Raw genomic sequence first — 26304 nt, 5'->3', positions numbered from 1 at the left:
AGCGCCGTCCCGGGCCTAGCCGGCAACGCCCGGCCCGTAACTCTGCCAGCCGATCACCGCCGCGTTGTAGACGGCGTGCACGACCATCGGGGCCAGCAGCAGCCGCGAGCGCTCGTACGCCCAGGCCGCGCACAGCCCCAGTGCGAACACGGGCAGCATCGACAGCGGCGGGTGCACGATGGCGAACACCGCGGCGCTGGCAGCGGCGGCCGGCAGCAGGCCCATCGAGCGGCGCAGGCCGCCGAAGATCAGGCCGCGGAAGATGAATTCCTCGAACACCGGCGCTGCCAGGACGCCCAGCGGCACCACCCAGGCACCGAGGTTGGCGACGCCCCCGCCATGGGCGCGCCGGGCCGGCGCCTCCAGCAACCCGAGCCCGTGCACCGCCTGCAGGTAGGCGATCCCCAGCACCGCCGCGCCCAGGCCGAAGGCCGCGCCGGTGGCCAGCGCGCGGCGCCACTGCCCGCCGAACATCCTGGGCGCGTCGAGCGCCTTGGCGCGCCAGTGGACGAGGCGCACGCCGGCATAGGTCAACCCGCCGGCGAGCGCGAAGACGACCACCGTGTCCGCGCCCCGCTGGGCCCGGCCACCGGCGGCCACCAGCGCGCCGATGGTCAGCTGCAGGGCGAAGAACATCATCGTGGCGATCAGGCCGTCGGCGGTGGAGACGCGCGCCGGCGGCCCGGCCACCGGGTCCAGCAGGTAGGGCAGCTGGTCGCGCGCCTTCTGCCACAACGCCAGCGCCAGCAGCACGGCCAGGACGACCGACACCAGCGATTGCCACCAATGGGGCGCGAAGAACGCGCCGACGTACAACCCGGACAGCAGCATGTACAGATAGACGTAGCCGACCTTCAGCCGGTGGCGGGCGTCGGTGGCCAGCGGGTCGCAGCCGAACACGCCAAGCGCCACTGCGATCGCCGAATAGGTCGGCACCGCCAGTACCACCATCGCCATCAGGCCGAGCGAGGCGGCCGAGACCGGCGGCCCGAGCGCCAGCATGCAGCCGAAGCCGATGACGGGGTACGCCAGCGCGAGCACGCCCCACAGCCTGGCCTTGTCGCGCAAGACGGCCTCGATCGACAGCGGAAACGTGTAGAGCATCCACAACGCCCCGCCTTCGGCAGCGAGGGTCTGGAACGCCGAGAGCATCAGCGCATAGGCCGAGACACCGAAGGCGGCGGCGGCCACCAGCTGCGGGCTGGCCCACAGCTGCGCCAACGATTCGGCGCGGCCGTTCAGCACCCACTGGACGCCGACGATCAGCACCGGCAGCACCATGGTCTGCACCAGGAAGTTCCGGTCGCGCGCCAGCAGGGTCAGCTCGCGCCGCTGCACCGGCGACGCCAGCGCCCAGCCTGCCGTGGCGCGCGCCGGCGGCCGGCCGGCAGAGGCCGGCTTGGCGCGTGCGCTTTCGCGCGCCCCCGCCGCCGCCACGCCGCGCGCCAGCAGGGCGCGCAGCAGCTGCATGCCCGCGGCCAGCAGCAAGCCGGTCTCCACCAGCAGCAGGAACCCGGCGATGGCAGCCTGCGCCGGCGACGCGGCACCCAGCGCGCGCAGCACCAGGCCGGGCGGCGTCCAGCTGATCCAGTCCGGCAGCCGCTGCGCGATGGGCAGCAGGAACCTGCCGGCGACCGCGGTCGCCGGTGAAATCGTCAGGTAGAACACCAGGATGCTGGCCACGGAGATCGCCGCCTGCAGGTTGCGCAAGCGCGAAGGCGCCAGCCGCAGCCGCAGGCCGGTGTCGACGATGGTGCGCGCCATCGCCGCCAGCGCCAGCAGCGGCAGCGCGGCCAGCACTCCGGCCGGCAGGGCGCCGTGGCGCAAGCCGGCCTGCCAGGCCAGCACGGTGCACGCCGGCCACAGGGCCAGCAGGCCGAACGCATTGGCGACCGAGCGTTCCGCGATGCGGGCCCACAGCAGCGGTCCGATGTCCACCGGCAGCGTGACGAGCCATTCCAGGTCCCAGTCGGCCTGCGCCAGCTCGCGCGACCCCAAGGGCACCAGCACGCCGGCCAGCGTCAGCAGCGCCGTCTCCACCGACAGCAGGTGCAGCAGCGCCGGGCCGAAGGCAGCGCCGCCCGCCAGCGGCGGCTCCGCCGCCAGCCGCGCGAGGCGGCCGACCGCCTCGTGGGCCAGGTTGCCGTACGCCAGCACCATGGCAAGCACCAGCAAGGCCGTCAGCAAGGCCGAACCGGTGCGCTTGGACGCGGTGCCGCTGCGCTGCTTGTTGCCGCGGCGATTCAGGGTTCCGGCCAGGTTGACCAGGCGGCGCAGCCGCAACCGGATCAGCAGCCAGCCAACCCGGGCGGCCGGCAGCAGCGGGTGAGTCATCGCGCGGGAGCCGGCACGGCCGCTTCGGGTTGCTCCGTCATGCGCAGGAAGATGTCTTCCAGCGATTCCGACGCCGCCCCGTCCCGGCGCAGCTGCGCCGCCGTTCCCGCCGCGACCAGGCCGCCGCGGTCGATGATGCCGATGCGCGAGCACAGGCGCTCGGCCATGTCCAGCAGGTGGGTCGACACGAAGATGGTCCGGCCCTGCCCCGCGATGGTCCTGAGGCGCTCCTGCACCTCGCGTGCGGCCCGCGGATCGAGGCCGTTGGTGGGCTCGTCGAGAATCAGGACCTCTGGCTCGTGGATCAATGCGCACGCCAGCCCGAGCTTCTTCTTCATGCCCATCGAGTAGTTCACCGCGAATTCGTCGCCGGCCTCGTCCAGGCCCCAGTCGCGCAGCGCCTGCCCGGAGCGCGCGGCCGCGTCGCGGCGCGACAGGCCGTGCATCTCGGCGACGAACTGCAGGATCTCGCGGCCGCGCAGGTAGTCGTAGAACACCGGGTTGTCCGGGAGATAGCCGACCCGCTGCTGCACGAGGGCGCGCTGGCTGTGGCAATCCAGCCCGGCGATCGTCACGCGGCCGGCCGATGGCACCAGGATGCCCATCATCATGCGGATGGTGGTGGTCTTGCCGGCGCCATTGGGCCCGAGGAACCCGAACACCTCGCCGCGGGCAACGGTCAGTTCCAGGGCCTTGACGGCGTCGAACGCGCCATAGGCCTTGCCGAGCGAGCGGAACTCAATCACGATGCCTCCCGGAAAGATCCGGCATTCTGGCCGAAGATGGGCGCCACCGGAATGCAAGGCCGCCCTGCATGTTGTTCAAGCCTTTACACGGTGCATCGATACTGCAATGACCCGCAACAGTTGCACAACACCGGATCGGATCGAGATGTACAAGGTTCTTCTTTCACTGGCCGCGCTGGCCGTTTCCCTCGCCGCATCCACCGCACAAGCCGGCACGGTGTATTTCGATTCAGGCAGCGCCAAGGTGCACGAGTCCCGGGTGGCGGGCCACAAGCAGCAGCGCTGGGTGCCGGCCCATCGGTCCAGGGGCCGCCTGGTCAGGGGCCATTACGTCCGGCGCTGACCGCCCGGCGGTCCGGCGCACAATGCCGGCCCTCACCCGGGCGGACGCTGCATCCGCCCTTGTTCCCGCAGCATGAACAGATAGAGCGATTCCACCTTCTCGCGCGCCCAGGGCGTCCTGCGAAGGAATTTCAGGCTGGAGCCGACGCTGGGGTCGTGCGTGAAGCAACGCACCGGAATCCGCTGCGCGAGCTCGGGCCATCCGAAATGCGCCTCCAGGGCGCGGACGATGGCCTCGAGCGTCACGCCGTGCAGGGCGTTGCGCGGCTGGGCGGGCTGCGATGGGGCGTCCTTCATGCCGTGATTGCGTGGCCGGCCGATGGGCAAGCTCAGGCCAGTGCCTTCACCAGGATCGGCAGGCTCACGTCCATCCGGTAGTCCACCGCGGTGTGGTCGTCCGCGAATTCCTCGTAGACATGCTGCACCCCCAGGGCGGCCAGCCGCTTGTGCATGCGGCGTGCGCCATAGACCAGGTTGTACTGGTCGACGTCGCCGCAATCGATGTACAGCGCCTTCATGGCCTGGAGGCCAGGGCCGTGCCGCTCCACCAGCGTCAGCGGGTCCCACGCCAGCCAGCTGGCCCAGCGCTCGGGCACGATCTCGCAGGTGTCCAGCGTGACCGGCAGGCGCAGGCCGTAGCGCGCTTGGGGGTCGGGGTCGAAACTCGCGGCCTGCGCCAGCATCATCAGGATGTGGACGTCGCTGTCCTTGGTCTTCCTGGCTTGCCAGAAGTCGTCCACCCACTGGCCGATGTCGGGCTGCTTGGCCAGCGCCCGCAGCACCGGCACGAACTCGTGGCGGTAAAGCAGCTCGAAGCCCATGTCGCCCGAGTGCACCGCCGCCGCGCTCCAGAAGTCCGGGTGCAGCAGCGCGTGCACCATGGCACCGTAACCGCCGCTGGACTTGCCGAACAGGCCGCGCCGGCCGGCGCCGCCGCAGCCGAACCGGGCTTCGACCGCAGGGACGGCTTCGGCGCGCAGGAAGTCATCCCACCGCCCCATCGCCACCGAGTTGACGTACTGGTTGCCGCCCAGCCTGGTGAAGCAATCCGGAAAGGCAACCACGGCCGGCGGCATGCTGCCATCGGCGATCAGCCGGTCCAGCCGCTCGGGCAGGTTCTCGCCGAAGTTCTTCCAGTTGGTGTGCGCCGGGCCGCCGGCGGTGAAGCCCACCAGGTCGACCAGCAGGGGAAGGCCGCGTCCGTCATGGCCGTGCGGCACATAGACGTCGACGGTCCGGCGGCTGGGGTCGCCGAGCAGGTTGCCCTTGAGCGCCTCGCTGTCGAGCGTCAGCCGGTGAACGGTTCCGGCCGGGGTACCTGGATTTTTTCGCATGGGGATCTCGTTGCAGGACAGGGCCCCATTGTCCACGGCGCGCACGCCTGGAATCAGTACTCGATCGTCAGGTGGACCGAGCCGGAATAAAGACCGCCGGGCAGCGACTTGAAGTCGCTGACCAGGATCTTTCCGTATAGCGTCACCGTCTGGTTGGCGCCGTTGTGCGGGAAGTCCAGCGCCGTCCCCGGCGAGCCGGCCGGCAGGTCGCCGCCGCCCGGCGACACCAGGCTGAGCTTGAACGGCAGCTGCTGCGTGCCGGACTGCATGACCCGCGCACCGGTCGCATACATCTGCGGTGCCGCGATCACTTCGCTGTTGCAGTTGATCCAGAAGCTGCTTGCGCTGTCGGTGGTCTTGTCCCCGGTGCGTTCCAGGACCACCACGGTACCGAACAGGAGCTGCGCGCCGGTCGCCACCGAACATTGCGGTGTCGCCATCGCGGGCACGGCGAGCGATCCGAGCATGGCCGCCGCGGCGAGGCAGCGGATCATGGGACGCCGCCCGGGCAGGTCAACGGCCCGATGGGAGCCTGCCCAGCGCCGGCCGCCTCGCCCTTCACGGCCAGAATGCAACTGCCGCCCTTGAGCCGGACGTCGATGCTGTTTTCGGCTTGCATGTCCATCAGGTACACCTCGCCGCGCCTGGCAACCACGAACTCCTGCCCGCCGGGCATCATCCGCACCCGCGTTCCGGCTGGCACCGCGCTGCCATCGGCCAGGTGCAGCGTCACCAGGGCATTGCGCGCGCGCTTGACCGGGATCTTCACGACCACGCCGCTGCGCGCGTAGGGCACGACGGTCTCCTGCACGCCCGCCACGTCGACGTCCATGGGAAGGTCCTCCGCATTGACGCTGATCTGGTTGGTCTCGTATGGAAGCAAGCCCGTGACGAGTGCCAGTCCCTTCCCGTTGGTCGTGGCCGCCACCTGATTGCTTCTCAAGACCGCCACGCCGGCCAGATCCCCGACGCTGACGACCGCGAAGGCGCCCTGGTCGATGCGGCGCGAGGCGAACGGAAGATCCTGCAGCCATCCGATCGAGCCGTTGGCGCCCAGCCTCACCGCGTTGTTGTTTCTGCCCGCATTGACCTCGGCCAGCAGTTGCCCGTGGTTGGTGTTGAGCGTGGCGCTCGCCTGCGCGAGCCGGCCGGGTTCGTCGCTCGCGCCCACGGTCCAGCCCCAGCCCGGCCCCTGCGGCAGCGAGCGCGTTGCCTGCACCGAAGTGCTGCGCGACCCGTCGGGATTGCGGCGCGCCGAGCCGCTCAGCGCGATCTGCGACTCGAGCGGCACCAGCAGGCTCACCCCCACGCTCCAGTTCCTGGCGCCGCTGAGCTGCTTGCTGGCATAGGCCGAGAGATACATGTTGGCCGGCAGGCGAATGCCGAGATTCACGGCGGCGAGGTCGAACCCGTCCCCGTCCCAGTTCGTCTGCCGGGTGAAGCTCGCGCCCGCGTTCACATCGCCTCCGAGCGCCATCCCTGCGGCCGCCTGCACCCGCAGCCGCGGCCGCACTTCACCCGCCACGGCGGCGAACTGCCGGAAACCAGCGCTGAATTGCTCCACCTGCAACGAGCCGCCGCCCTGGGGCGTGACGCGCTCGAGGCCGGCCAGCCATCGCCCTCCGCTGCCCTTGCCGGAGGGGTCCAGGGCCGTGCTGCGCGACCAGGCCGCCGCCGCGTGCACCAATGCGTAGGTGCCCAGCAGCCCGGTGGCATCCACGCCGCCGGCCTGGCGCGTGCGCTGGAGCTCGATGCGGCTGCCGCCCGTGATGCCCGGCGAAAATCCATGGCGATAGCCGCCGGCCGCGAACAGCGGCCCGTAGTCGTTGCTCGCGGTGCCGAAGTTCTGGCGCAGTGCGCCGGCCTCCGCCGAAAAGTCGGACAGGCCCGGGGCCAGCAGCGCGGGCGATGCGTAATAGCTTTGCGTCACCACCGTCTCCACGCCGCGCAGGTCCCGCACCACCAGGTTCACCTCGCCGGCGCCGTTCACCACCGGAACATTCGTCAACGAGAACGGGCCGACGGGAACGCTGGTGGTCGATTGCCGCTGGTTGTTGACCAGGACGTCGACGGTGGACGGCAATGCGGCCGAGCCGGACAGCGCCGGCATCGGCGTGACCACGTAGCCGGGCGCCAGGGAGAAGTCGCGCGCGAAGCGCACGCCTCCATAGCGGACCGGCCGGCTCCACGCGCCCGCGCTGCCGATGGTGTCGCCGACCACCAGCGCCTGCATGTCGGCCGGCATGTCGCGGCGGGCGAAGGTCTCGGTGCGCACGAAGCGCGTCGACCCGCCTGCGCCGCTCACCGCCGTGCCGCTGGACACAGAGCCCCAGCTGTTGAACAAGACACCTTCCACCAGCCCGCCGTAGCTGCTGCCGCCCGGGCCTCGCGTGGCGGAGAAGTCGTAGTTGAGATAGGCCCCGGGCGGTGCCGCGTTCGGAGGGGTGAGGCGGCCTCCGGCGAGCGACAGCTTGCTCCCGTCGAACGCGTCGGGCGGCGCCGTCACGAACAGCTTGAGCTGGCTGCGGTCGATGCGGTAGGTGAGGCCCGGCACCGCTTCCAGCGCGTGGCCGGCTTCGCCGTCGGGGCCGGGCACCGGTTCGCCCGCCACGCGCAGGCGCGCGGCGCGCCAGACGGACTCGGGCACCACCAGCCGGCCGCCGGCCACGCGCTCCACCTGCACGATGCCGGGCAGGGCATTTCCGTTGACGTCCACTTCCACCAGCAGGGTTTCCGCCCTGCCGCTGTCCGGGCCGCGCCGGGTCAATGGAACGGGCGTGGCGGCCGGGCCGGGCGTGGCGACGGGATCGACCGCCGGCGGCGGCGCGACCAGTGCCGCGGGCGCGGCCGCATCCAGCTGCAGGATCCAGCCGTCACCGCTGCGGCGCAGCCGTGGCGTCACGGCGGCATCGAGCTCCAGCTGCAGCGTGCTCGTGGCGGGCTGCCAGAGGATCGCCCGCACCGGGCCGACACCGCCCGGCGGCAGCCGCGGCAGTGGCTGCTGCAGCTTCATCACCGCGTCGTCCCATGTCAGCGCCAGGCGATAGGGCGGAGGCCGCGCCGTGCCCGACCAATGCAGGACCGGCTCGACCCCTTCCGCGGTGCGCAGGCGCAACTGCACCGACCCGTCGGCGGCGGTGGCCCAGCCCGCATCGAGCGTGCCCGCCGGCGCGGCCCAGGCCGGCGCCAGGGCGGCCAGGCACGCTGCCGCCAGCGCGAGCTGCCGCGGCTGAAAGCGATGTCCGGGCCGGCCGGCCTTCGGGATCGGGGGAGTGGCGGGGGAACACATGAGGTTCCAGAGTCGAAGGGCTGCCTGACGCGCCAGCCGGGGCGCGAAGACCGTTTGCCTTCGCGCAGAACCGCCGTGGTGCCGCAGGCGCTATCGGCCCTGGTTGGGCAACTCCAGGGAAACCGCGCCGGCCGTGGTGTCGGCGCTGACCTTCAGCGGTTGTGTCATCGATGATCGGGGAGGCTCGAAGGTCCACTGCTTCCACGCGCCGGCAAGCAGCGTGGCGGGCGCCTTGACCTCGCCGCGCCATCCGTCCTGCTCGCCGGTGACCTGGGTGATGCGAAGGCGATGATCGCCGTCGTTGTAGAGCCTGGCGCAATGGCTGGACGCAGGTTCGCACGCGGCCATGCGCGCCTGGCCCTTGCTGTTCGGCGGGGGGCCGGCGAAAACCGGCAGGCTGTGGCGGAACTGCAGGCGCACGGTCGCGCCATCGGCCGGGGGCGAGATGTCTTCGGTGACATCCTCGAAGATCAGCCGGTAGGCCATCTCCCGGGCCGGTTGCGGCCGCCGCAGCGTGACGCGGAAGATCTGGCTGCCGCCGGGCGCGATTTCGGCCACCGGAGGCACCACCAGCAGGTCGGTGCTGTCGGCATAGCGGTCGGCACCTTCGGTCTGGGTCCAGGCCACGGTCTGCGCCTGGTAGGTCATCGCGCGCGATGACGTGTTGGTCATGGTGACGGAGACCACGCGCCGTGCCGGTGTCAATTCCACCAGCACGGGCGCGATCGTCTGCGCGTGGACCGCGGCCCAGCCCGCTCCGAGCATCAGCAGGCTCGCGAGAAGAACGCGACGAAGTGGGCGCACGGGATGTGCGATCAATAGTCGACGTTGATGGTGACGGTCTGGGCGTAGGCGCCGGCAGGAAGCGCCTTGAAGTCGGCGGCCAGAATCTTCGCGGACAGCGGCACAGCCTGCATGCTGCCATCCTTGGTGATCGACAGCGCGGCGGCTGTGCCTTGCGTCAAGGGCACATCGTTCGAGCCGCTGCAGGAAGCGCCGAGGCACAACTCGAACGGTAGCGAATTGGCGCCGTTGAGCATGGCGCGGGTCGTGGTCGAATAGATCTTGGGGCTCATGTCGCTGCTGCAGGCGACGGTGAAACCGGTCGCGTTGCTGGCGGCCTTGTCGCCGGTGCTCGCCAGCGCGGTCACGGAGCCGAACGCGATGCCGCCGGATGCCGACACTTCGCAAGCGCTCGTCAACGTGGCCGACACGATCATGTCCCCGCCAACAGTCGTCGCAGCATGTGCCAGGGACGCTCCGCCCATCGCGCCGGCAGCCAACATCGAACCGACCAACAGTTTGAAATTCTTCATATTCTTTCCAATGGATGGAGCGGATGCTCGAAACACAACTTCGGACCTGTGATTCGCAAGTCCCTCTGGCGGGGTCCTCGCTACCACGAGGTCAATGTAAGCGGATGTGAAATGTGCGACAGGGGCCGTTGCCTTACCGCGCGACAGCCGATTGCCTATCCGCCATGGCCGCTCGCGCAGCGCGGCGACATGGCATTCGTGCCGCCGCTTTCGCCGTCCGGGCCTGTGGTCCAAAAGCAGTTGGGCGGTGGGCTTGCACCTCAGGTTGCTTGAGGTATTACCGTGTGGATGTGGGCACCTTGCCCATGCACCATAGAAAGTTGGCACATGAAGCCCTGGAAACTCGTTCTCGGCGCCGCAGCGGCGTGCGCGGCCTGCTGCGCCGCCCCCATCATCGGCGGCATCGCTGCCCTGGGCGCCGGCTCCGGCCTGTTCGCCGGCGGGGTCGGCGTGCTCAGCGCGGCCACCCGGTCCTGGTGGCCGCTGGCTGCCGGCGCGGCCGTGCTGGCGGCCGCCACCGCGCTGGTCGCCTGGCGACGCCAACGCGCCACCGGACCGGCCGCGGGCTGCGGCTGCTCCGGCGGCAGCGCCGCAGGAGCGAGCTGCCGGACCAAGGTTGGCTGACCATGGAACGACGACCCGCTGGCCCTAGGATCGGGGGATGAGCGCATTTCCAGCCCACTCCATCGGTGCCGCCTCCAGGCAGACCGGCTGCAGCGTGCCGACCATCCGGTACTACGAGGAAGTGGGGCTGCTGCCGCCCGCTGCCCGCAGCGAAGGCAACCAGCGGCACTACGATGCCGCAGCCATCCGGCGCCTGTCCTTCATCCGCCGCTGCCGCGACTTCGGCTTCACCCTCGAGCAGGTGCGGGAGCTGGCGGGCCTGGTGGACCAGCCGACCCGCGATTGCGTGGAAGTACGGGACATCGCCCAGGCCCACCTGCAGCAGGTGCAACAGAAACTCGCCGAGCTCCAGGCGCTGGAGGCCAGCCTGTCGGCGTTCGTCTGCAGCTGCGACACGGCCTGCGCCGGAGGTCCGGCGGTGGACTGCACCATCCTGGAGGAACTGGCGACGCCCGCATCGGCTGCCCCGCCGGCCAGGCCGCCCGGGCCCGGCCGGTCGTGCTGCTCCTGAGCAACGAGCGCGCGGCGTAGCGCCAGATTTTCAGGGACGCGTCAGCCAGCGTTCAGCCAGGCTCGGGCAAGCTCTGCTATTACGCCTTTTTTTCATCAACAACAGAGGAGACAGGCGATGTCATGGCAACAGGTCTACGACCCGATGGGCAGCATGGTGCTGTCCACGCTGCTGGCGGCCATCCCGGTGGTCGTGATGCTGGTGGGGCTGGGGTTCCTCCACATGAAGGCGCACGTCGCCGCGGCCGCCGGCCTGACGGCGGCGCTGGTGATCGCCATCTTCGCCTTCGGCATGCCCGCCGGCATGGCGGCCCGCGCGGCCTGGCTGGGCGCCCTCACCGGCCTGCTGCCGATCGGCTGGATCGTTCTGAACATCATCTTCCTGCACCAGCTCACCGAGCGCAACGGCTCGTTCAAGGTGCTGCAGGACTCGATCGCCGGCGTCACCGAAGACCGCCGCTTGCAGCTGCTGCTGATCGCCTTTTCCTTCGGCGCGTTCTTCGAGGGCGCAGCGGGCTTCGGCACGCCGGTCGCCGTCACGGCGGCGATGCTGATCGGGCTGGGGTTCTCGCCGCTGGCGGCCTCGGGCCTGTCGCTGATCGCGAACACCGCGCCGGTGGCCTACGGGGCCCTGGGCACGCCCATCCTGACCCTGGCCAAGGTGCACGGCTATGACGTGATGGCGATCTCGGCGATGGTCGGCCGCCAGCTGCCGTTCTTCTCGCTGCTGGTGCCGTTCTGGCTGATCTGGGCCTTCGCCGGCCGTCGCGGCATGCTGCAGATCTGGCCCGCCATCCTGGTCACGGGCGTGGCGTTCGCCGTGCCGCAGTTCATCGTCTCCAACTACATCGGCCCGGAACTGGTCGACGTGATCTCCGCCGGCGTCTCGATGCTGGCGCTGGCGCTGTTCCTGCGCGTGTGGAAGCCGGCGCAGATCTGGACCTCGGTGGTGCCGCGCGGGCACGAGGCGGATGCCGGCTCGGCCGCGCCGGCCGCGCCGCGCACGGTGCATCCCACCGGCGACGTGCTGCGCGCCTGGATGCCCTGGGTGCTGCTGGCGGTGTTCGTGTTCCTGTGGGGCCTGCCGCCGGTGAAGAACTGGCTCAACGGCCTGTTCGCGCCCAACTACCCGATCACGGGGCTGCACAACCTGATCGAGCGGGTGCCCCCGGTGGTGCCGCAGGTGACCAAGGAAGGCGCGGTCTACGCCTTCACGCTGCTGTCCGCCACCGGCACGGCGATCCTGGTCGCGGCCATCATCGGCGGCCTGCTGGCCCGCTACAACCCGATCGAGCTGGTGCGCACCTACGGCGCCACCTTCTGGAAGGTGCGCTTCTCCCTGCTGACGATTGCGCTGATGCTGGCGCTGGGCACGCTGACGCGCTACTCCGGCCTGGACACCACGCTGGGCCTGGCGTTCGCCGCCAGCGGCGCGTTCTACCCGTTCTTCGGCACCCTCATGGGCTGGCTGGGCGTCGCGCTCACCGGCTCCGACACGGCGTCCAACGTGCTGTTCGGCGGCATGCAGAAGGTGGCGGCCGGCCAGCTCGGGCTGCCGGTGAACCTGATGGGCGCCGCCAACAGCTCGGGCGGCGTGATGGGCAAGATGATCGACGCCCAGTCGATCGTGGTGGCTTCGACGGCGACCGGCTGGCTGAACAAGGAAGGCGAGATCCTGCGCTACGTGTTCTTCCACTCGCTGGCGCTGGCCGCGCTGGTCGGGATCCTGGTCACGTTGCAGGCCTACGTGTTCCCGTTCACCGCGATGGTGGTCAAGTAAGGACCGGGCGGGTAGCGCCGGTCGCCTGAGCGCCCGGCGCAACCGCCGCTTGCCTGCGCGCCCGCCAGCCCGCAGACTCGGGCGATGAAGATCACATCCGTTCGGGCGACGCCGCTGAACCTGCCCGTCACCATGGGCACCGGCGCGCGCGCCAAGTCCACCTCCCTGTCCCTGTGCCTGGTCGACGTCGAGCTCGACGACGGCCGCATCGGCACCGGCATGACGGCCATCACCGAGGAGGAGGTGGTCGCCTCCATCGTCAACGACGTCGCCGGCCACGCGCTGGTCGGCATGGACCCGCTGCGCCATGAGCAGCTGTGGGACAGGCTGTACTGGCTGCTGGCGCCGCGCGGGCAGTCCGGCTATGCCAGCCACGCCATGGCGGCGATCGACCTGGCGCTGTGGGACCTGAAAGGACAGATCCTGGGCCAGCCGGTGTGGCGCCTGTTGGGCGGCGCGCGCGCGCAGGTGCCGGTGTATGCGACCTTCGGCTTCGCCTTCTTCGAGCGCGACGAACTCGCTGCGGCGGCCAAGAGCTGGGTGGAGCGCGGCTTCAGCCGGCTGAAGATGACGGTGGGCCACCATGCCCTGCAGCGGCGCGACGAGCCCAGGCCGCTGGCCGGCGTCATCGCCGAGGACGTCAAGCGCATCGAGGCAGTGCGGTCCGCCGTCGGCCCCGACGTGCAGATCTTCATCGACGCCAACTGCAGCCTGGACTACTTCCACGCCGCCGCGCTGGCGCAGCGCATCGAGGACCTGGACATCGCCTTCTTCGAGGAGCCGGTGGCGCAGAACGACATCCCGAACCTGGTGAAGCTGCGCGCGAAGACCCGCATCCCGCTGGCCGCCGGCCAGAACGAAGGACTGGCCAGCCGCTTCCGCGACATGCTGGTGGCGCAGGCCGTCGACGTGGTGCAGCCCAATGCCTGCATCACCGGCGGCTACACGCAGTGCCTGCGCATCGCCGGCATGGCGGCTGCCTTCAACACGCAATTCGCCAACGGCGGGGCCTGGCCGCACCACAACATGCACCTGCACGCCGGGCTGGCCAACGGCTCGCTGGTGGAATACCACTCGGTGGCCGTCGAGGTCTGCAGGCAGGTGTTCGACGACCTGCCCGAGCCCAGCCAGGGCACGCTGGCGCTGCCCGAGACGCCCGGCCTGGGCTTCCGGCCGAACCGCGAACGGATTGCCGAACTGGCCAGGCGCCCGGGCTCGCGCGGCGCCGGCAAGGCATGACGGCACAAACAGAACAACAGGAGACAACGCATTGAAAACTTCGCTCACGCGCCGCGCCATGCTGGCCGCCGCCCTGGCTTCGGCCGCGCCCCTCGCGCTGGCCCAGGCGGACTACCCGAACAAGCCGATCCGCCTGCTGGTGGGCTACAGCGCGGGCGGCGGCGTCGATGCGCTGGCCCGCATGCTGGCCGCCCGGCTGCCCGCCGTGCTGGGCCAGCAGGTGGTGGTGGAAAACCGCCCGGGCGCCACCGGCATGATCGCCGCGGACCTGGTGTCGCGCTCGGCGCCGGACGGCTACACGCTGCTGATGGGCGAGAGCGGCCTGCTGATCGCGCCGCATCTGCAGGCCAGGAGCCCGATCGACCCGCTGACGGCGCTGACGCCGGTGGCCGGGACCTTCGTCGCGCCGCTGCTGATCGTGGCGAACAACAACCTGCCGGCCACCAACCCGAAGGAACTGATCGCCCTGCTGAAGAAGAATCCGGGCCGCTACTCCTATGCCACCTCCGGCGTGGGCACGGTGCACCACCTGGGCTTTGAGCTGATGAAGGCACGCACCGGCACCTTCGTCGTGCACGTGCCCTACCGCGGCGCCTCGCAGATCGTGCCCGACGTGATCGGCGGCCAGGTGCCGATCGGCGTGGTCAGCGCCGCGGCCGGCCTGGCGCAGGCCAGGGGCGGCAAGCTGCGCGCGATTGCCCTCATGAGCAGCGGCAAGCTGGCGGGCGCCGAGGACGTGCCGGCCATGGCCGATGCACTGCCCGGCTTCGACGTCGCGCCGCGCCTCATGCTGCTTGCGCCCAACGGCACGCCGGCGGCCGTGGTGGCCAGGATCGACGAGGCCGTGCGCACGGTGCTGGCGAGCGCCGACCTGGCGCAGGCCGCGGCCGCCCAGGGCGCCCTCCCCGCCTACATGGCGCCGGCGCAGCTGGGGCCGGAGATGAAGCGGGAGTCGGCCGACTGGGCCAGGATCATCAAGGCGCAGCACATTTCGGCGCAGTGACCATGCACGACCAAACTCCTTGCATCGGCCTGGTCGTGCCGCCCGGTCACGGGCAGGTGCCGCAGGACGGGCCGACGCTGTACGGCGGGCGCTACCGCTTCATCGCGCGCGGCCTGGGCATCGGCGGGGTGTCGCCGGAAGGCTTCGCGCCGGTGGTGGACAGCATCGTGCAGCGCGCCGTCGAACTGCGCGACGCGGGCGCCGAGGTGATCTCGATGATGGGCACCTCGATCAGTTTCTACCGCGGCCCGGAATTCACCGAGTCGCTGCGGCACGCGATGCAGGAGGCGACCGGCGTCCCCTGCACCACCATGAGCCACGCCATCGTGCGCGCCCTGCAGCGGCTGGGGATCAGCCGCGTGGCGGTGGCCACCTCCTACATCGACGAACTGAACGACAGGCTGGCAGCCTACCTGGCGCACGCGGGCTTCACGGTGACGGCGATCGAAGGCATGGCCATCACCGGTGTCAAGGAAGTGGGCGAGGTCAGCACCGAAGCGCTGGTGCGCCTGGCCAAGAAGGTCCATGCCCGGGACCGGTCGGCGCAGGGGATCTTCATCTCCTGCGGCGGCCTGCTGACGCTCGACGCCATCCGCCAGATCGAGGACGACCTCGGCCTGCCGGCCACCGCCAGCTCGCCCGCGGGCTTCTGGGACGTCGTGCGGCTGGGCGGGTGGGACGCGGGCAGCAGCGGCTTCGGGCGCCTGTTCGAGCAAGGCTGACGGCTGCTGCGCATGCGCCGCCGATCGGAGCGGCCGGTCGGGGCGGGAAGACGCCCGACAGCGCCACGGCCTGCTTTCCGACGCCAGACCGGCCATTGCGCGTACATGCTGGGCGCGGGCGCACCGCTTGCCCATCAGGAGACACCATGGCCTTGTCCCGCGCCCGCGCGCTGCTCTCGCTCGTTCTGTTCGCGCTGCTGTCCGGCGCCGCCCTCGCCGACCCGCCGACGCGGGTCGCGCGGCTGGCCTACGTCAGCGGCGACGCCAGCTTCTCGCCCGGCGGCGAGCGCGACTGGGGCCGTGCAGTCGTCAACCGTCCCCTCATCACCGGCGACCGGCTGTGGGTCGAGCGCGGCGCGCGCGCCGAATTGCAGATGGGCGCCGTGGCGGTGCGCGCCGCCGGCAGCACCAGCCTGACGCTGCTCAATCTCGACGACCGCACCACCCAGATCGAGCTGACGCAGGGCACGCTGCAGCTGCGCGTGCGCCGCCTGGACCGCGGGCAGATCGTGGAGGTCGACACGCCCAACCTGGCCTATTCGATCCGCCGTCCCGGCAGTTACCGCATCGACGTGAGTCCGCGCGACGATTCGACCACGGTCGCCGTGCGCCAGGGCCAGGCGCAGGTCTCCGGGGACCGCCGCGCCTTCATCGTCGGCGAGCGCCAGGGCTTCACCTTCTATGGCGAGGGCCTGGACGACTACGACCCGGTTGCGCTGCGAGCGCCAGACGAATTCGAGCGCTGGTCCGTGGCCCGCGACCGCCGCTGGGACAGCTCGCCGTCGCGCCGCTACGTGGCGCCCGAGATGATCGGCTATGAAGACCTGGACCAGTTCGGCACCTGGAAGACGGTCCCGCAGCTGGGCCCGGTCTGGACCCCGCGCCGGGTCGCTGCCGACTGGGCGCCTTACCGCGACGGCCACTGGTCGTGGGTCGAGCCCTGGGGCTGGACCTGGATCGACGATGCGCCCTGGGGCTTTGCGCCGTCGCACTACGGCCGCTGGACGCGGGTGGACAACGCCTGGGCCTGGGTGCCCGGCCCGGCCGACAGGCGCCCGGTTTATGCGCCGGCGCAGGTGGCCTTCGTCGGCAGCGGTTCTCCCAGCGCCGCGAATTCGACCGTCGCTTGGTTCCCGCTCGGCCCCGGCGACGTGTACCGCCCCGCCTACGCCACCAGCCGCGAGTACTTCGACGAGGTGAATGCGAGCAATGCCCGGGTCGACCGGCAGGCGGTCGCCACCAGCTACGACAACCGCAATGCGAAGGCCACTTACGCCAACCAGCAAGTGCCGGGGGCGATCATCGCGATGCTCGCCGCTGCGTTCGCGCAGTCGCAGCCGGTGGCGCGCCAGGCCGTGCGCAGCGCAGACCAGACCATCACCCGCGCGCCCGTGATGGCGGCGCCACCGGTGGTGCCGCAGCACGCGAGCGTGGTCGGTCCCGCCGCCGCGCCGGCGGCCCGGCCGCCCGAGACGGCGCCCGCGCGCCCGGTGGTTGCGCAAGTGGCGCCGCCCCCGCCGCCGCCGCCATTTGCCGCCAGGCAAGGCGCACTCGCTGCCAACGCCGGCAGGCCGCTGGACGCCGCTGCCATCGCCGCCATCAAGCCGGCCGCGCCGGCCAGCGCGCCGGCGGTCAAGGTGCTGCCCCAGACCCAGGCCTCGGCCGTTGCGCAGCCGCCCGCCAGCGCATCACCGGCCGCTGCCGAACGGCGCGGTCGCCGGCAGCGCGGTGAACCTTCGCCGGCAGCCGCGCCGGCCGCCACGCCCACCGCGCCGGTGGCCTCCGCACCTGCCGCTGCCAGGCCCGCACCTGCACCGGCAACCACAGCTCCCACGGTGGTCCCGCCGACGCCTGCCCCGGCGGCCACGCGGACTCCGGCCCCGCCTGCGGCTCCGGCCCCGGCCCCGGCCCGGGCACCAGCACCAGCACCAGCACCAGCACCAGCACCAGCTCCGGCTCCGGCTCCGGCCCGAGCAGCCCCGCCTGCTTCTGCCGCCGCCGCACCTCCTGCCGCCGCACCTCCTGCCGCCGGACCGGGGGCGGCCGGACGGCAACGCGCCGGCGAGGCCCGCGAAGAGCGCGGACGCGGTCCCGGCGCTGCATCGCCCCAGTCCCGCCAGCCCGAAGCGCCCGCCAGCCAGCGTGGCGAACCGGCGCGTGCGCCGACGGCGCCACCCGTCGCCGCGCCGCAGCCGCCAGCCGCGGTTGCAGTGCCGCCGCCGTCGCGGCCGCCTGCACCCGCACCCGCACCCGCACCCGCACCGGCACCGGCACGTGCACCTGCGCCGGCACCTGCGCCTGCACCTGCGCCGCGGCCGCCTGCCGCCCCGGCTGCGGCTGCCGCGCCAACCGCATCGCGGCCGGCGGCACCCGCGCCAGGCGGGCAGGTTGCTCGCCCCGCGGCGTCCGCCGCATCCGCTCCCGCGGCTGAAGATGGCGCCGGCGAGCGCCGTGGCGGTGAACGCGGGCGTGGCCGCGACCCGGAAGGACAGCGCCGTCCTTGATGGGCCGAGCCGCGCCGGCACCGGCCGCAGTGGCGGTCGCCTCGGGGACTGCAGCGGACGTGAAAAGCGCTAGGCAGACTGAGCTAACCTAGCCGCCCATGAGCCGCCTGTCCCTGACCCGCCTGAAGATCTACCGCACGGTCGCCCGCCAGCTGCACGGGGTGGTGCCGTGCTGGCTTTGCGGCGAACCGGTGCTGCTGGCCGACGCCACCCTGGAACACATCAGGCCCATCGCCGACGGCGGTAGCAGCCATCTCGACAACCTTGCGATCAGCCACTCGGCATGCAACAACGGACGGCACGCCAAGGCCGCCGCAGCCGCCATCACCTGAGCGGTTGACTCGAAGGCAGCTGCGCGCCGGCGGCCGGCGAGCCTGGGTCCGTCGCCGGGCCCAGCAGCAAGAACGCAGCGGCAGCGCCGATCAGCAGCAACGCGACGAGCGATCCTTCCACGCCGAACACGCCCCCGGTCAGCAACGAATCGCCCACCAGCCCGCCGCGCAGAAGGCCGTGCGTGGTCGCGTGGCCCGACACGGTCGACGAGAACACCTGGCTGAGGCAGTAGTTCCAGCCGATGTGGCTGCCGATGCAAGCCCACAGGCGGCGCGTCTTCAGGTAGAGCGCGGCCTGCATCACGCCATAGGCGACAATCGCCGCCGCCGCCAGCACCGAGACGCCTTCGTTGGACAGGTGGGCCAGGCAGAACACCAGCGCCGAGATCGCGATGGCGGCCTTGCTGCCCAGCGAGCGTTCCGTCACGCCGAAGACGACGCCGCGAAACATCATCTCCTCGGCCATCCCGAGCAGCAGCATCTCGGCCAGCGGGATCAACAGCACGATGCTCGGGGCGTCGATGCCGCCGAAGCGGTACGTGCCCAGCGCCGCCAGCACTGCAAAGGTCAGTACGACCAGGCCGGCACCGAGCAACATTCCGGTCCCCAGCTCGCGCGCCATGCCCTGCGTGGCCAGCTCGGTCGGCTGGCGCTTTTCCACACGGCGCACGTAGAAGCGGTAGCCGAACCAGACCAGGACGGCGGCCAACAGCTGCGGCCAGACGATGCGGTACGGTTTTGCCACCAGCTGCGACACGACGATCATCGTCAGCGGAACCGGGGCAAAGGTCAGCACGATGCCCAGGACGATGCGGACCAGGGGATACGCCGTCACACGTGCCGCCATCGCAGCCTTGTTCCTTGCCGCGCCTGTCTTGTTTTTCATCGTCGCTCTCGTCATGGCGTTGGTTGTGCTTTCTTGCCGGCGTGGCGGATGCGCTCGGCGAAGGACCTGTGCCCGAGCGCGGCAATGGCCTGCGCCAGACACGCGGACAGGGGAACCTCCAGCTCCGCGTCAAGGCTGTCGGCAGCGCGCGCGGTCGCCTTCCAGCAGGCCTGCAGGCGCGGCAGCAGCGCCTGGCCCCTCCGGCCGAGGCGCACGACACGATGCCTGCCGTCCTCGGCGCCGGCCATCACCAGCAACAGGCCTTCCTTCTTCATCAATGCCACCGTCTGCGTGACGGCCGGCTGCGTGATGCCGGCCAGCTCGGCCAGCTGGCCGATGGTCGCGCTCTGCCGCTGCGCCAATACCCGCATCACCGGCGTATAGCGCGGCCGGTAATCCAGGCCCGCGTCCGCGTAGGCTTGTTCGACTGCCCCATCGAGCAGTTCGATCAGGTGTCGAAGCTGGGTTCCGAGTCCTTGGTTCACGCCGCGATCCTAGCAGAAACATAAGCGCTTATATGAATACCCGCCACAGCGGCAGCCGCCGATAAGATTGCGCAGAGCCTGCCACCAGACCACCGCATTCATGTCATGAGCCACGCATTCACCGACCTGTTCGACCCGGGGCGCCACGAACGCGTCAACGCGGCGCCGTGGAGCGAGAAGCATGCGCGCGCCGCGCTCGATGCCATCGTCGACGACAGCCTGGCCGCCTTCACCCCGCAGGGCCTGTGGCCCGCCCACGCGCTGGACGAACCGGCGACGCCGCACGGGGGCTACTCGATGCTCTACCTCGGCGCCGGCGGCGTGATCTGGGCGCTGCGCCGGCTGGCACGGCTCGGGTTCGTCGAAGACGACCGGCTTCACTTCGGCGACGTCGTTCCCACGCTGGTCGAGCGCAACCGGGCGCTGGGTGAGACGCAACAGGGAGGGACGGCGTCGTTCCTGATGGGCGATTCCGGCCTGTTGCTGCTGCAGTGGCAGGCACGCCCCACGCAGGACCTCGCGGACCGGCTGTTCGAGACGGTGCAGGGCAACCTGCGTCATCCGGCCAGGGAACCCCTGTGGGGATCGCCCGGCACGCTGCTGGCGGCCTTGCACATGGCGCAGGCGACGGGCGAGCGGCGCTGGGTCGGCCTGTTCGAGCGCGGCGCGCGCATCCTGCTGGAGGAGATGGTGTTCGACGAGGCAGTGGGCGGCTGGACCTGGCAGCAGGACCTGTATGGGCGGGTCCGTCGCTTCCTGGGGGCGGGGCACGGCCTGGCCGGCAACGTCTTCCCGTTCCTGCACGGCGCGGCGCTCTTGCCCGGCGAACTGGTCGACCGCTTCACCGAACGGGCGTGGTCCACGCTGGACAGGCTCGCGCTGCGCGCCGACGGCTGCGCCAACTGGCACCCAGTCCATGACCCGGTGGCCGTGACCGGCCGCCTTCCCCTGGTGCAGGACTGCCACGGGGCGCCCGGCATCGTGGTGCGCCTGGCGTCGGCGCCGCAAACGGCGCAGTGGGACCGCTTGCTGCGGGAGGCCGGCGAGCTCACCTGGCGCGCCGGTCCGCTGCGCAAGGGACCTGGCCTGTGCCACGGCACCGCCGGCAACGGATACGCATTCCTCAAGCTCTGGACGCGCACCTCGGATCCCCTGTGGCTGGCCCGGGCGCGTTCCTTTGCGATGCACGCGATCGACCAGGTGGAGGCGCAACGCCTCGCGCGCGGCGGTGGCCGCCATTCCCTGTGGACCGGGGATGTCGGCGTGGCCCTGTACCTTTGCAGTTGCATCGCTGCCGACAGCAACTTCCCGACACTGGATGTCTTCTGAGGCCGCTGCGGTCGAGACGCAGCGCTGGCTCCCGGCTCGGGCCCGCAACAGGCCTCGATACACTCCTGCCCACACAGGCCGGGCGCCGCCTTCGAAACACAACCCGCGCCCGCTCCCTTGCGGGCCACTTGCATGAACACGATCCAGCCACACCGAAACGGCTCCCCGGAGCACGCCAATACCGGGCGCCGCTTGCCCTGGCACTGGTTGCTGCTGGCAGCCGCGTTGCTCGCGGCGGCTTGGGGAGGGTGGATGCTGTGGGGACCGATGCCGATTGCAAGGCCCCTGCCGCCCGGCGCCGGAGAACGCTTCTGGTTGAAGGACGTCGCCGGGGCCGGCGACCTGAAGCCGCTGCAGCACCGCCAGGTGAACTTGCTGGGCCGATTCACCGGACACACCGTCGTCGTGGAGGGCGAGATGGCGGGCCGCAGCGGCTTCTACGTGCTGGCGCCGCTGGCCGAACGGCGATCGTCTTATGCCGACGGCTCCGAGACGGGCCTTGCCGTGCTGGTGCAGCGGGGCTGGACGCCCACTCGCGAAAGCGCACAGGTCCTCATCCCGCCCAAACACGACGTGTCCATCCAGGGCCGGCTTGCAATTCCGGCCCTGGGAACCGAATCGAAGGCGGCGGTCGAAAGCGGCTTGTTCCGCAAGAACCTCAGCCTGCCGCGCTACGCGAGCGAGATCGGCGTTCCCCTGGTCCCGATGGTGGTGCTGGAGCAACCCAACTCCGATACCAGCGAGAGGGACATCCGGCAGGATGCCTTTCAGCGCCGCTGGCCGCAGCTGTACCCGCAGGACAAATCCAGGGCGCGCAAGGGCTGGGCGATGCTGGTCCTGGCGGCAGCGCTGGCAGCCCTCGGCCTCTGGGCCAGGCCCAGGCGCCGCCATGACAAGGCGCCGGCATTCGCCGAGACCGTTCCCGATCCGGCCGCCGATGCAGGCCATCCAGCCGGCGCCGTGTTTCCTCTCTGGCGCCACGCAAAGGTCCTGGCCGTGCTCGGCATCGCCGCGGTCGCCGCCGCGTCCATGGTCGTGCGCTACCAGAACGAGTTCTCCCGACTCCAGCAGGTCGAGGTTGGCAGCACTCCATTGCAGCCGGGCAGCCTCGGGCAGCTTGTCTTCAGGAACGACTCGGCCAGCAGGATCGCCATGTTGCTGCACTGCCATGACAAGGTGCGCGCGGGCGGCAAGCCGCTTTTTTCCGGCGCCGTCGTCCTGCCGCCCAACGCATCGGTTCAATTCGACGTCAATCCCGAATATGCGGGCCGCGTGCCGCCGATCATCCGCGAGAAATCCTGCGAGGCTGTCTGGCGCGGCCCCTTCGGGATCGAGCGCAGCGCGTGGTGGGTCACCTGGCGGCCGATGCAATCGGCACACAAGACCACGTTCCTCGATTGAGCGCGCAGGCGCGCAGCGGCTTCGGCCTGCGACGGGATTGCGGCTTTCCATTGCTTCCCCCGGCGCTGCCAGCGGCGCCTAGCCCCTGCTCACCTTGTCCGCGATCAAGAGGAAGAGATAGAACGCCAGGTACGTGCCATACAGCTTGGCCAGGTGCGGCAGGTGAAGCGGTGCAGGTGCAGCCCTGAACGTGGAACTCGAATAGCTGCCGAAGCCGAAGGACCGGCTCGACTCCGGCCAGATCCGGTATGACCCTGGTGGAACCAGCGAAGGCGGAGTCCGCAACGGCCGGCGGCGACAACCCCATGCGTATTCTTCGCTCTTGTGCGAGGGCCTCTGCAAGCAAGGGCCACCGCGCGGCCTCAGCTCCCCGGCAGCCAGACCCGCACCACCAGCCCCTGGCCGGACTCGCCGTTGGCCATGGTCAACCTGCCCTGGTGGGCATAGATGACGTCCCTGGCGATCGTCAGGCCCAGCCCCACTCCGCCATGGTCCCGATGGCGCGACGGCTCGACCCGTGCGAACGGCTCCAGCACCGCCTCGAACAGTTCCGGCGGGATGCCCGGTCCGCGGTCGCTGATCACCACGTCGACGCCGCCGGCGGCCGCAGCGACGGCGACATCGGCGCGCCCTGCGTACTTGACGGCGTTGTCGAACAGGTTGCAGAAGCACCGCTTCAACGCCAGCGGATCGCCGACGATGGACACGGGCGGCCCCTCGATGCGCACGTGCACGCCGCGTTCGCCGAGTGCCTCGCGGGCCTGGTTCAGCACGGCGGTGATCTCGACCGGCACGGGCTCGCGGGTGCGGGCCTGCGCCAGGGCGTAGTCGAGCGTCAGGTTCAGCAGCTGCTGCATGTCGTCCAGGTGCTCTTCGAGCTTGCGCTTGTGCTCGCCCTCCTCCAGCAGTTCGACGCGCAGGCGCGCCCGCGTGAGCGGCGTGCGCAGGTCGTGCGAGATCGCGGCCATCAGGGCGGTGCGCTGCTCCACGAAGCGGACCAGCCGCGCCCGCATCTCGTTGAAGCTCGACGCCAGCCGGCGCGCCTCCACCGGCCCGGTCACCTCCAGCTCGTTGCGCGCGATGTCGTCGCCCAGCCTGGCGATCGCCGCTGAGATCCGCGCGAACGGCATCGTCACCACCTTGGCCGCGACGAGCGCACAGGCCAGCACGGCGAGGAAGCGGATCGCCATGTTGCCGATGGCGGCGGCCACCGGCATGGACGGCGCCTGCGTGCGGGGCGGCGGCGACGGCCTGGAGGCGAAGTGCAGCGACTCGCCGCCGGCAATCGCGTCGACCACGAATTCCAGTTCGACCGGACCGAAAAAGGCGCCCCCGCTGGCCGGCGGCCGGGGATCCCACGGCTTGAGCACGGTGGCCCGGGTGACGCGAATGGCCAGCGCTTCGACCTGGGGGACACGGGCGCGGATGGCGGCGTCGAGTGCGCCCGCCACATCGGCCTCGACTTGGCCGCTGGAGGGCGCGGCCGCCGCAAGCTGGCCCGGGCCGGCCGACACGGCGATCTCGGGTGTCGACAGGTCGACGCCGGCGCCGGCGCCGGCGGCCATGCTCCGGCGCAGCCTGGCGACGCGAAAGGCTGCGTCCACCTGGCGCGCGACATCGCCGGCGCTCAACTGGAGCACGTTCCTGTGCAGCTCCCGCAGTGCCAGGGTGGCGCTCAGGAAATAGCCCGCGGACAACCCTGCAACGACGATGAGCACGACGCGTCCGAACAGCGTGTCGGGCACCAGCCAGCGCGGCAGCCTCATTGCATCGTGACGGTCGGCGTCAGCGTGTAGCCGAATCCGCGCACCGTCTTGAGCAGCTCCGGCGCACCGCCCCCGGCCACCAGCTTGGCCCGCACCCGGCTGACCAGCACGTCCACGCTGCGGTCGAAGGCTTCGTATTCGCGTCCGCGCGTCACGTCGAGCAGGTATTCCCGGCTGATCGGGCGGTTGGGCGCCTGCACGAAGGCCAGCAACAGCCGGAATTCGCCAGACGTCAGCGCCACCAGCCCGCCGCCGGGGCTGGTCAGTTCCATCTTCTGCGTATCCAGGCGCCAGCCATCGAAGAAGTAGAGCGTGGTCTCCGGGTCCGACAGGGTGCGCCGCGCGCCGCTGCGCTTGAGGACCGACCTGATGCGCGCCAGCAGCTCCTGCGGAACGAAGGGCTTGGCAACATAGTCGTCGGCGCCCAGTTCGAGGCCGAGGATGCGGTCGATGGGTTCGCCGCGCGCGGTCAGCATGATCACCGGCAGGCTGGCGTGGCGTCCCGGGAGGCGCAGTTGCCGCAGCAGGAAGATGCCGTCGGCACCCGGCATCATGACGTCCAGGACCATCAGGTCGACGGGCACGTCGCGCAGCGCGCTGAACATCTGGCTGCCGTTGGCCGCGATGTGGGCCCGCATCCCGTGCTTTTCCAGGAACTGCGCGAGCAGGGTGCGGATCTCGTAGTCGTCGTCGACCACGAGCACGGAGACTGATTTTTCGTTCGACGCCATCGGATAGGGGAAAGATAAGCGGCCCGCAGGCGCGGGCGGCCGCCTCCAATGTAATGTTTCTTTGCTGGGGGGCCGCGGGCAATCAAATGTCACGCTCCGGCTGGAGCCACGCTGCTGCGCACGCCGGCCCGGGCGGACCATCGGCGCATGTGCCCAGCCAGACTTCCTCCATCCGGCAGCCCGCCGGTTTCCACCTTCCTGGACGGCTCGCTGCACGCCAGCACCGGCGAATTCGCGGTGCTCATTGCCCTGCGCGAACCCGACGCGCAGCCCGCAGCAGTGCGCGTCACCCTGCAACGCCAGGGCCGGCAGGGCCCGGTCGGCCAGTGGGAGTTTGCGCTGCGGCTGGACGGGCCGAGCGTGCTCGTGGGGGAAGCCGATGCGACGCTAGGCGAGGCGCCGCTGCTGCGGGCCCCGGCCGGCGAGCCCCGGTGCCCGGCGGACGTCGACGCCCTGTTCACCCGCACGTTTCGCCTGTTCTGCAAGATCAACGCGCAGCGCCTGGCACTGCTGGCGGTGCGAAGCGCGCCGTTCGCCACGTCGATGCGGGGCGACTGACCCGCCGCTGCCGCCCAGCGCCGCCCGTGAACCGGTGGCGACCGCCATCACGAACGGGGCGCCTGCGACCCGGCCGGCCACAGGAACAGCGCCTTCGCCGGCTGGCCGTGCCGCACGCGGACCTTCTCGTGCAGCGTCCGCCCGGCGAATGTCGCGTCGACGGTATAAGTGCCGGGTGCAAGCCGGGCCAGGATGAAGGGCCCGCCCGAAGTGACTTGCAGAACCTGGTGGCCGCCGGCGTCACGGATCTCTGTCGCCACATCGGCGGCGAAATCGGCGCGCGGCTTGTCCTTGACGGCGAACTCGAGGGTCAGCGGCCACTGCTTGCTGGCGCGCTCCAGCGCCGCCGACTCCTGCGTGCCGATGCCACCGGTCAGGTACTCGATCTGGCCGCTGGTTTGCACCGGCGGCAGCTCCGCCGTCGCCATCGCCGGCCCGGCGCTGCAAAACAGCGCCAGCGCGCCCAGCGTCGCGGCCAGTGTCGAGGTCCTTGCCATGGGTTTCATGTCTACTCTCCTTCGCGCCGGTCGGAGCAGCCGGTTGACGCGGTGCACTGCTCCACGGCACTGCTGTACGAAGACCGTTCATGCACCTGCTGTCACTCTGGCCGGTGACGCTTAGCCTGACCTTAAAGCGCGGCCCGTGAAAGCCGCCGGCGCGCGGCGCGGGTCGGCGCTCCGATCAACCCTCCGGGATCGCTACGGGCACCAGGGGCATCCTGGCCCGGCGCAGCTGCCGGAAGAAGGCCAGGATCTGCCAGCCGACGAAGATCGCGATCACGCCCAGCAGGGTGGCGCTGATGGGACGGGTGAAGAAGGTGCCGAAGCTGCCGCGGCTCAGCAGCATGGCACGGCGGAAGTTCTCCTCCAGCATCGGGCCCAGGATGAAGCCCAGCATCAGCGGCGCCGCGTCCAGGTCCAGCCGCACGAACATGTAGCCCAGGAAACCGAAGACGGCCGTGATGAACACGTCGTCCAGGTTGTTGTTGACGCTGTAGGTGCCGATGCAGCAGAAAAACAGGATCGAGGGGAACAGCACCGCGTACGGGATCTTGAACACCGACAGCCAGTAGC

Annotated in this window: 25 protein-coding genes and 1 pseudogene (1 of these 26 only partly in view); 12 read left to right on the top strand and 14 right to left on the bottom strand. The window is 70.8% G+C overall.

Annotated features, from left to right (window positions below; translation table 11 throughout):
• Positions 1 to 15: 15 nt before the first annotated feature.
• On the bottom strand, positions 16 to 2334 hold the full coding sequence (locus ACFPOE_RS17390; RefSeq protein WP_376851550.1) for a CPBP family intramembrane glutamic endopeptidase: 2319 nt from the start codon (positions 2332 to 2334) through the stop codon (positions 16 to 18).
• Positions 2331 to 3080, bottom strand: a complete 750-nt coding sequence (locus ACFPOE_RS17385) for an ABC transporter ATP-binding protein (protein ID WP_376851549.1) — start codon at positions 3078 to 3080, stop codon at positions 2331 to 2333. The genes ACFPOE_RS17390 and ACFPOE_RS17385 overlap by 4 nt, the downstream gene beginning before the upstream one ends.
• Positions 3081 to 3186: 106 nt before the next feature.
• On the opposite strand from ACFPOE_RS17385, the gene ACFPOE_RS17380 reads away from it, so the two are divergent.
• Positions 3187 to 3423, top strand: coding sequence for a hypothetical protein (locus ACFPOE_RS17380; RefSeq protein WP_376851548.1), 237 nt, complete (start codon positions 3187 to 3189; stop codon positions 3421 to 3423).
• 32 nt (positions 3424 to 3455) lie between these two features.
• Here the strand turns inward: ACFPOE_RS17380 and ACFPOE_RS17375 are convergent, their stop codons facing one another.
• From ACFPOE_RS17375 to ACFPOE_RS17350, 6 genes are all read right to left on the bottom strand, one after another.
• Complete coding sequence (locus tag ACFPOE_RS17375) at positions 3456 to 3719, bottom strand: VF530 family protein (protein WP_376851547.1); 264 nt, start codon at positions 3717 to 3719, stop codon at positions 3456 to 3458.
• A 32-nt stretch (positions 3720 to 3751) separates the two neighbouring features.
• Positions 3752 to 4756 (bottom strand): alpha/beta hydrolase, encoded by a 1005-nt coding sequence (locus ACFPOE_RS17370; protein WP_376851546.1) that lies wholly within the window; start codon positions 4754 to 4756, stop codon positions 3752 to 3754.
• A gap of 53 nt (positions 4757 to 4809) precedes the next feature.
• The gene (locus ACFPOE_RS17365; protein ID WP_376851545.1) at positions 4810 to 5250 is read right to left on the bottom strand and encodes a spore coat protein U domain-containing protein; all 441 of its coding nucleotides are present in this window, start codon (positions 5248 to 5250) and stop codon (positions 4810 to 4812) included.
• A complete protein-coding gene (locus ACFPOE_RS17360) occupies positions 5247 to 8045 on the bottom strand; it encodes a fimbria/pilus outer membrane usher protein (RefSeq protein ID WP_376851544.1) in 2799 nt (932 codons plus the stop codon). The genes ACFPOE_RS17365 and ACFPOE_RS17360 overlap by 4 nt, the downstream gene beginning before the upstream one ends.
• Before the next feature lie 90 nt (positions 8046 to 8135).
• A complete protein-coding gene (locus ACFPOE_RS17355) occupies positions 8136 to 8849 on the bottom strand; it encodes a fimbrial biogenesis chaperone (protein WP_376851543.1) in 714 nt (237 codons plus the stop codon).
• Positions 8850 to 8860: 11 nt separating this feature from the next.
• On the bottom strand, positions 8861 to 9361 hold the full coding sequence (locus ACFPOE_RS17350; RefSeq protein ID WP_376851542.1) for a spore coat protein U domain-containing protein: 501 nt from the start codon (positions 9359 to 9361) through the stop codon (positions 8861 to 8863).
• 327 nt (positions 9362 to 9688) lie between these two features.
• On the opposite strand from ACFPOE_RS17350, the gene ACFPOE_RS17345 reads away from it, so the two are divergent.
• The 8 genes from ACFPOE_RS17345 to ACFPOE_RS17310 all read left to right on the top strand — a co-directional run bounded on the left by ACFPOE_RS17345 (position 9689) and on the right by ACFPOE_RS17310 (position 18075).
• On the top strand, positions 9689 to 9985 hold the full coding sequence (locus ACFPOE_RS17345) for a hypothetical protein (protein ID WP_376851541.1): 297 nt from the start codon (positions 9689 to 9691) through the stop codon (positions 9983 to 9985).
• 37 nt (positions 9986 to 10022) lie between these two features.
• Positions 10023 to 10496: a MerR family transcriptional regulator gene (locus ACFPOE_RS17340; protein WP_376851540.1), complete on the top strand. Its 474-nt coding sequence runs from the start codon at positions 10023 to 10025 to the stop codon at positions 10494 to 10496.
• Positions 10497 to 10613: 117 nt separating this feature from the next.
• Entirely contained in the window at positions 10614 to 12275 is a 1662-nt protein-coding gene (locus ACFPOE_RS17335; protein ID WP_376851539.1) for an L-lactate permease, read from the top strand.
• A gap of 84 nt (positions 12276 to 12359) precedes the next feature.
• Positions 12360 to 13514: a mandelate racemase/muconate lactonizing enzyme family protein gene (locus tag ACFPOE_RS17330; protein ID WP_376851538.1), complete on the top strand. Its 1155-nt coding sequence runs from the start codon at positions 12360 to 12362 to the stop codon at positions 13512 to 13514.
• A 31-nt stretch (positions 13515 to 13545) separates the two neighbouring features.
• Positions 13546 to 14517, top strand: coding sequence for a tripartite tricarboxylate transporter substrate-binding protein (locus ACFPOE_RS17325; RefSeq protein WP_376851537.1), 972 nt, complete (start codon positions 13546 to 13548; stop codon positions 14515 to 14517).
• A gap of 2 nt (positions 14518 to 14519) precedes the next feature.
• Positions 14520 to 15239: an arylmalonate decarboxylase gene (locus tag ACFPOE_RS17320; protein WP_376851536.1), complete on the top strand. Its 720-nt coding sequence runs from the start codon at positions 14520 to 14522 to the stop codon at positions 15237 to 15239.
• Between the two features lie 146 nt (positions 15240 to 15385).
• Entirely contained in the window at positions 15386 to 17743 is a 2358-nt protein-coding gene (locus ACFPOE_RS17315) for a DUF6600 domain-containing protein (RefSeq protein ID WP_376851535.1), read from the top strand.
• A gap of 98 nt (positions 17744 to 17841) precedes the next feature.
• Positions 17842 to 18075, top strand: a complete 234-nt coding sequence (locus ACFPOE_RS17310; protein ID WP_376851534.1) for an HNH endonuclease — start codon at positions 17842 to 17844, stop codon at positions 18073 to 18075.
• Here ACFPOE_RS17310 and ACFPOE_RS17305 read toward each other — a convergent pair.
• Together ACFPOE_RS17305 and ACFPOE_RS17300 are read right to left on the bottom strand one after the other, a co-directional pair.
• Positions 18068 to 18961 carry a CPBP family intramembrane glutamic endopeptidase gene (locus ACFPOE_RS17305; RefSeq protein ID WP_376851533.1) on the bottom strand — a complete coding sequence of 298 codons (894 nt, stop codon included), beginning with the start codon at positions 18959 to 18961 and terminating at the stop codon, positions 18068 to 18070. The two genes, ACFPOE_RS17310 and ACFPOE_RS17305, sit on opposite strands and share 8 nt — an antisense overlap.
• A gap of 11 nt (positions 18962 to 18972) precedes the next feature.
• Complete coding sequence (locus ACFPOE_RS17300) at positions 18973 to 19446, bottom strand: MarR family winged helix-turn-helix transcriptional regulator (RefSeq protein WP_376851532.1); 474 nt, start codon at positions 19444 to 19446, stop codon at positions 18973 to 18975.
• A gap of 105 nt (positions 19447 to 19551) precedes the next feature.
• Here ACFPOE_RS17300 and ACFPOE_RS17295 point away from each other — a divergent pair, with 105 nt between their 5' ends.
• Both ACFPOE_RS17295 and ACFPOE_RS17290 read left to right on the top strand, forming a co-directional pair.
• Positions 19552 to 20775 (top strand): lanthionine synthetase C family protein, encoded by a 1224-nt coding sequence (locus ACFPOE_RS17295; RefSeq protein WP_376851531.1) that lies wholly within the window; start codon positions 19552 to 19554, stop codon positions 20773 to 20775.
• A 132-nt stretch (positions 20776 to 20907) separates the two neighbouring features.
• Positions 20908 to 22176 carry an SURF1 family cytochrome oxidase biogenesis protein gene (locus tag ACFPOE_RS17290; RefSeq protein ID WP_376851530.1) on the top strand — a complete coding sequence of 423 codons (1269 nt, stop codon included), beginning with the start codon at positions 20908 to 20910 and terminating at the stop codon, positions 22174 to 22176.
• Between the two features lie 362 nt (positions 22177 to 22538).
• On the opposite strand, the gene ACFPOE_RS17285 is transcribed toward ACFPOE_RS17290, so the two are convergent.
• Positions 22539 to 23942 (bottom strand): sensor histidine kinase, encoded by a 1404-nt coding sequence (locus ACFPOE_RS17285; protein WP_376851529.1) that lies wholly within the window; start codon positions 23940 to 23942, stop codon positions 22539 to 22541.
• On the bottom strand, positions 23939 to 24646 hold the full coding sequence (locus ACFPOE_RS17280) for a response regulator (RefSeq protein ID WP_376851528.1): 708 nt from the start codon (positions 24644 to 24646) through the stop codon (positions 23939 to 23941). The genes ACFPOE_RS17285 and ACFPOE_RS17280 overlap by 4 nt, the downstream gene beginning before the upstream one ends.
• Positions 24647 to 24820: 174 nt before the next feature.
• On the opposite strand from ACFPOE_RS17280, the gene ACFPOE_RS17275 reads away from it, so the two are divergent.
• Complete coding sequence (locus ACFPOE_RS17275; protein WP_376851527.1) at positions 24821 to 25231, top strand: hypothetical protein; 411 nt, start codon at positions 24821 to 24823, stop codon at positions 25229 to 25231.
• Positions 25232 to 25278: 47 nt separating this feature from the next.
• Here the strand turns inward: ACFPOE_RS17275 and ACFPOE_RS17270 are convergent, their stop codons facing one another.
• Together ACFPOE_RS17270 and ACFPOE_RS17265 are read right to left on the bottom strand one after the other, a co-directional pair.
• Entirely contained in the window at positions 25279 to 25737 is a 459-nt protein-coding gene (locus ACFPOE_RS17270) for a hypothetical protein (protein ID WP_376851526.1), read from the bottom strand.
• Positions 25738 to 25912: 175 nt separating this feature from the next.
• A pseudogene (locus ACFPOE_RS17265) lies at positions 25913 to 26304 on the bottom strand (tripartite tricarboxylate transporter permease) (it continues 1079 nt past the right edge of the window).

The organism is Caenimonas terrae, from assembly GCF_042655405.1.
Taxonomy (GTDB): domain Bacteria; phylum Pseudomonadota; class Gammaproteobacteria; order Burkholderiales; family Burkholderiaceae_C; genus Ramlibacter; species Ramlibacter terrae_A.
Note: the sequence above shows the minus strand (reverse complement) of the source record. Positions and strands in the feature narration are given on the sequence as shown.

Coding starts and splice junctions, on each gene's coding strand:
- ACFPOE_RS17285 (WP_376851529.1), bottom strand. CDS start 23,942: ATGAGGCTGCCGCGCTGGCTGGTGCCCGACACGCTGTTCGGACGCGTC.
- ACFPOE_RS17320 (WP_376851536.1), top strand. CDS start 14,520: ATGCACGACCAAACTCCTTGCATCGGCCTGGTCGTGCCGCCCGGTCAC.
- ACFPOE_RS17305 (WP_376851533.1), bottom strand. CDS start 18,961: ATGAAAAACAAGACAGGCGCGGCAAGGAACAAGGCTGCGATGGCGGCA.
- ACFPOE_RS17390 (WP_376851550.1), bottom strand. CDS start 2,334: ATGACTCACCCGCTGCTGCCGGCCGCCCGGGTTGGCTGGCTGCTGATC.
- ACFPOE_RS17370 (WP_376851546.1), bottom strand. CDS start 4,756: ATGCGAAAAAATCCAGGTACCCCGGCCGGAACCGTTCACCGGCTGACG.
- ACFPOE_RS17360 (WP_376851544.1), bottom strand. CDS start 8,045: ATGTGTTCCCCCGCCACTCCCCCGATCCCGAAGGCCGGCCGGCCCGGA.
- ACFPOE_RS17295 (WP_376851531.1), top strand. CDS start 19,552: ATGAGCCACGCATTCACCGACCTGTTCGACCCGGGGCGCCACGAACGC.
- ACFPOE_RS17335 (WP_376851539.1), top strand. CDS start 10,614: ATGTCATGGCAACAGGTCTACGACCCGATGGGCAGCATGGTGCTGTCC.
- ACFPOE_RS17365 (WP_376851545.1), bottom strand. CDS start 5,250: ATGATCCGCTGCCTCGCCGCGGCGGCCATGCTCGGATCGCTCGCCGTG.
- ACFPOE_RS17375 (WP_376851547.1), bottom strand. CDS start 3,719: ATGAAGGACGCCCCATCGCAGCCCGCCCAGCCGCGCAACGCCCTGCAC.
- ACFPOE_RS17380 (WP_376851548.1), top strand. CDS start 3,187: ATGACCCGCAACAGTTGCACAACACCGGATCGGATCGAGATGTACAAG.
- ACFPOE_RS17345 (WP_376851541.1), top strand. CDS start 9,689: ATGAAGCCCTGGAAACTCGTTCTCGGCGCCGCAGCGGCGTGCGCGGCC.
- ACFPOE_RS17340 (WP_376851540.1), top strand. CDS start 10,023: ATGAGCGCATTTCCAGCCCACTCCATCGGTGCCGCCTCCAGGCAGACC.
- ACFPOE_RS17315 (WP_376851535.1), top strand. CDS start 15,386: ATGGCCTTGTCCCGCGCCCGCGCGCTGCTCTCGCTCGTTCTGTTCGCG.
- ACFPOE_RS17275 (WP_376851527.1), top strand. CDS start 24,821: ATGTGCCCAGCCAGACTTCCTCCATCCGGCAGCCCGCCGGTTTCCACC.
- ACFPOE_RS17330 (WP_376851538.1), top strand. CDS start 12,360: ATGAAGATCACATCCGTTCGGGCGACGCCGCTGAACCTGCCCGTCACC.
- ACFPOE_RS17350 (WP_376851542.1), bottom strand. CDS start 9,361: ATGAAGAATTTCAAACTGTTGGTCGGTTCGATGTTGGCTGCCGGCGCG.
- ACFPOE_RS17290 (WP_376851530.1), top strand. CDS start 20,908: ATGAACACGATCCAGCCACACCGAAACGGCTCCCCGGAGCACGCCAAT.
- ACFPOE_RS17270 (WP_376851526.1), bottom strand. CDS start 25,737: ATGAAACCCATGGCAAGGACCTCGACACTGGCCGCGACGCTGGGCGCG.
- ACFPOE_RS17310 (WP_376851534.1), top strand. CDS start 17,842: ATGAGCCGCCTGTCCCTGACCCGCCTGAAGATCTACCGCACGGTCGCC.